The 3,030-nt window shown below is 67.5% G+C and carries 4 protein-coding genes; 3 read left to right on the top strand and 1 reads right to left on the bottom strand.

Annotated elements, in window-relative coordinates:
- Positions 1-7 precede the first annotated feature (7 nt).
- From EB084_22720 to EB084_22710, 3 genes are read left to right on the top strand one after another with little or no spacing between them, the layout of a single operon-like run.
- Positions 8-1,048 carry a hypothetical protein gene (locus EB084_22720; GenBank protein NDD31079.1) on the top strand — a complete coding sequence of 347 codons (1,041 nt, stop codon included), beginning with the start codon at positions 8-10 and terminating at the stop codon, positions 1,046-1,048.
- 45 nt (positions 1,049-1,093) lie between these two features.
- The gene (locus EB084_22715) at positions 1,094-1,831 is read left to right on the top strand and encodes a hypothetical protein (protein NDD31078.1); all 738 of its coding nucleotides are present in this window, start codon (positions 1,094-1,096) and stop codon (positions 1,829-1,831) included.
- Between the two features lie 32 nt (positions 1,832-1,863).
- On the top strand, positions 1,864-2,562 hold the full coding sequence (locus EB084_22710; protein ID NDD31077.1) for a methyltransferase domain-containing protein: 699 nt from the start codon (positions 1,864-1,866) through the stop codon (positions 2,560-2,562).
- A gap of 67 nt (positions 2,563-2,629) precedes the next feature.
- Here EB084_22710 and EB084_22705 read toward each other — a convergent pair whose 3' ends face one another.
- Entirely contained in the window at positions 2,630-3,010 is a 381-nt protein-coding gene (locus EB084_22705; GenBank protein NDD31076.1) for a hypothetical protein, read from the bottom strand.
- Positions 3,011-3,030: the final 20 nt, after the last annotated feature.

Here is a 3,030-nt window from a genome sequence, read left to right as displayed (position 1 = left end):
AAGCTCGGTGATCGGAAACCTTTGGAACCTGCAGTTCTCACTCGTGCGCGTCTGCATGTGGCAGGCCCCACTCGTCACCCTGGGTCTGGCCGTGGGGGCGTTGCGTGACCGCAGCCCCGGCCGCGCCTACGTCATCAGCGTCGTCGCCCTGGCCCTCTGCGTGCAGGCCGTTCAAGGCGGGCTCGGCGGCGTCGAGTACGGATCGCGCTACATGCTCAACGCTTTCGGATTTGCCGTCATCCTGGCGGCTCGCGGGCTGCACCTTGCGCTGCGCGAGCGAATCACCGTACGGGCTGCGGCTGTGATGGGGGGGTTCGAGGTGACGTTTGCCGCCCTCGGCGTGTTCGGCGCATGCCTGACCGCAGCGCGCGCGACCCATGACGGCGTGCGGCAGCTCGATACCTGGCTCGCAGCCTCGACGGGCCCGCATGCCCTGGTCTTCGTGAAGAGCGCGCCGGACAGCTATGCATCGTACTTCACGCGCAACCTGCCGGACTTCAGCGGGGGACCGCGGCGCGTGCTGTTCCTCGACCCGGAGCGCAACGACGCGCTGCGCCGCAGCCTTCCCGACTACGCAAGCTTCCTCCTCGCCTACGATCCCGCCCAGGGAACGTTCGGTCTCTCCCCCTACCCGTCGCGCCCCGCCGATGCCGACGACTTGAACGCCGCGGCCGTCAACACGGCGGTGTCGCTCCACAAGGAGAGCGACGCCGCGCAGCTCTGGAGACAGGCCCTCCAGCGCTCGCCGGACCGATTCGACTGCGCCTACAACCTGATGCGCCTCAGCTACCGCCTCGGGGACGATGATGAAGCCCTCACCCTGACGCGCAGGCTGCAGCAGCAGCGGCAAGACCTCGGCGAGCTCTGGTACTTCGAAGCGCGCCTCCTCGCGCGGCGCGGTCAGATCACAGACGCCATCCGCGCTGGTCGACAAGCCCTGACCCGTGTCGCGCCGGACTCGAGCGACGCGCGGCGGTGGACGTCGTGGGTACATCAGATCGAAGCTGCCGCAGAAACAAAGGAGGAGCCTGCTCGAAGCAAGCCGTAACGTCTCATGACGAGGCAAGACGCCTCTCCACGAAGGGAGAATGACATGCGTCTGGGACGAGACGGCACCACCCTCCTCATCGTGATCTGCATCGCCGGGACCCTCGGATGGGCCCTGCACAATGTGCAGCACACGGCCTCCCGCGGCGAGGCGAGCGGGGCCTCGAGCCACGTCAGGTATGTCGAGCCCGAAGGCTATGGTGACCCCACGCAACGGGCCGGCTTGAGTGCGTCGAGCACCGACGGCGGCTGCTTCCCCCGATTCTCCGACAAGCACGAGGAGCGTCGTTTTCGCGCACTCGACCCGAACGATCCGCTGCTCACGAGCAGCACGTTCCGGCGCTTTTCGCTTGACAGCGCGATCTCGGTGGAAGTTCACGGCAAAGGCTATCTGGCCATCGAACCCCAGGGTGACCCGTCTTCCCATGCCCTGAACCTCGCAACCCGGGTGACCTGCGCCATCGACCGCAATGACGGCGACCTGGTGGCCCGCCCTGACGAAGCGCACATGCACCCGAAGCTCCGCATCCCGACGCGCGCGTCAGCATACGGCCTGACAACAGACGGAACGCTCATCGGCTTCGTCTCCGACTCACTGACAGGAAAGGAGCGCGCGCTTGCCTGCGGGCAGCTCCTCATCGCCCTGCCGGCCAACAAGGACGCCATGGCCTCCGCCACCGAGAGCCAGGGGCGCACCCTGGTCCCTGAGGCCCTCGGCCTGTTCTCCTACGTCACGCCCGGCACCAGGGGCACAGAAACCCTCGTGATACATCCGGCCCCCTGAGATCGACCCTGCCTGAGAGGCCTTCTTACACGATGCGTCTGACCCGTGCGCTCTCCTCAGTCGTCTTGCTCGCCGCCCTTGCGTTCGCCGCGCCGCGTGCGCACGGCCAGATTGCGACGCCCTCTCCATCCGTGGAGGCGCGACACCACGGGCACCACGACTTCAGCGATGTCGACCGTTCGGTCACTGCCTTCGAGGCACCGGACCGCGCCGCGTGGCAGAAGCCGGACGAGGTCGTGGCCAGCCTGCGTCTCGCACCGGGCCAGACCGTGGCCGACATCGGCGCGAGCACGGGCTACTTCGCCCGACGCCTGGCGACGGCGGTGGGGCCCACGGGGACCGTCTGGGCCCTCGATGTGGCGCCGTCACTGGTCGACTACATGGCCACACGGGCACGGCGCGAGAAGCAGCCCAACCTGCGTCCTCGGGTGGTGCCACCAGACGACCCGCAGCTGGCCGAGGGCAGCGTCGATCTCGTTCTGATCGTCAACACGCTCCACCACATCGAGAGTCGTCCGCAGTACTACGCAAAGATCGCCCGCGCACTCAAGTCGGGGGGGCGAATCGCCATCGTCGACTTCCTGCCGACCTCGCCCATCGGGCCGAAGGCGCAGGAACGCCTGCCCAGAGCCCTGGTGGAGAAGGAGCTGCGCGATGCCGGCTTTGGCATCGCCGACGAGCCGACGTTTCTCCCCTATCAGTACTTCATCGTGGCGCGTCTCGAGCGCTGACACTTCGGCGGGGTGAGGCCCGACCCCAGAGACCCTGCGCGAGCGGTGTGAGAGACGTGACCCGCGGCTACGCGCGCAGGCCGTCGATGAAGCTGCGCTCGGCCTCGTCGATGGAGCGGAACGCGTTGACCTGCGCCTGATAGGCCGACAAGGCCGTGATCTGGGTCACGACCTCGAACGCGAGGTCGGTTCCGCTGACGGCGATTGCCGCGGCGTCAGTAAGACCGCTCATGGGGAAGATGGACGCGGGGACGGCGAGCGGAGAGACCCCTCCGCCGGGCGTGGTCTGACCGACCACGGTCGTGGGCTCATACCCCGGTGTCGCCACGTTGGCGACGTTGACGGCCGATGCCTCGAGCCGTCGCATCTGCAGGTCGAGCCCAGATGCAAGTGTGCTGGCCGCCGATGAGATCTCCATACGATCAGTGTAGCGAAGAGATTCGCGCATTGCAAGACCTGCGCCCCAGT

Source organism: Pseudomonadota bacterium (assembly GCA_010028905.1).
GTDB lineage: Bacteria > Vulcanimicrobiota > Xenobia > RGZZ01 > RGZZ01 > RGZZ01.
This window is presented reverse-complemented; position numbering and strand designations above follow the sequence as displayed.

Coding starts and splice junctions, on each gene's coding strand:
- EB084_22710 (NDD31077.1), top strand. CDS start 1,864: ATGCGTCTGACCCGTGCGCTCTCCTCAGTCGTCTTGCTCGCCGCCCTT.
- EB084_22715 (NDD31078.1), top strand. CDS start 1,094: ATGCGTCTGGGACGAGACGGCACCACCCTCCTCATCGTGATCTGCATC.
- EB084_22705 (NDD31076.1), bottom strand. CDS start 3,010: ATGCGCGAATCTCTTCGCTACACTGATCGTATGGAGATCTCATCGGCG.